Here is a 786-nt window from a genome sequence, read left to right as displayed (position 1 = left end):
GCTGCCGCTGACGGTGAACGGCAAGCTCGATCGCAAGGCACTGCCGGCGCCGGCTGACGATGCCTATGCACGGGCGGCCTATGAGGCGCCGCAGGGCGCAGTCGAGACGGCGTTGGCACGGATTTGGGCCGAGCTTCTCGGGCTGGAGCGGGTCGGACGCCACGACCACTTCTTCGAACTGGGCGGCCACTCGCTTCTAGCGGTGCAGGTGTCGAGCCGGCTGTCGCAGGCTGTTGGAGTCGAACTGCCGCTGTCGACGCTGTTCGCCACGCCGGTGCTGGCCGATTTTGCCGCAAGCCTTGGCCGTCCTCATGACGTGGCGGTGCCTGCCAACCTGATCACCGAGCAGAGTACGGCGATCACGCCGCAGATGCTGCCGCTGATCGAGCTGGCCCAGCCTGAGATCGACCGGATCGTCGCCACGGTGCCTGGTGGCGTCCGCAACATCCAGGACATTTATGCGCTGACGCCGCTGCAGGACGGCATCCTGTTCCATCATCTGCTGGCCAGCCGGGGTGATCCCTATCTGCTGGTGTCGCAGATGGCGTTTGCCGACCGTAGCCTGTTGGAGCGCTATCTTGGTGCGGTTCAGCAAGTGGTGGACCGGCACGACATCCTGCGCACGGCCTTTGTCTGGGAGGGACTGTCGAGCCCGGCCCAGGTGGTGTGGCGTCGTGCCTCGCTTCAGGTGAGCGAGGTCGAGCTGGATGGCTGTGATGGTTGCGCCGCCGATGAGCTCCGGCGCCGGTTTGATCCGCGCCGGCAGCGCATCGATCTTGGCCGGGC

At 66.4% G+C, this 786-nt stretch carries 1 protein-coding gene; it reads left to right on the top strand.

Annotation, left to right across the window (positions count from 1 at the left end):
- A partial coding sequence (locus tag IVA79_RS20175) for a phosphopantetheine-binding protein (protein ID WP_247555905.1) occupies window positions 1-786 on the top strand: 786 nt, incomplete at both ends.

It is taken from the genome of Bradyrhizobium sp. 138, from assembly GCF_023074075.1.
Taxonomy (GTDB): Bacteria; Pseudomonadota; Alphaproteobacteria; order Rhizobiales; family Xanthobacteraceae; genus Bradyrhizobium.
Note: the sequence above shows the minus strand (reverse complement) of the source record. Positions and strands in the feature narration are given on the sequence as shown.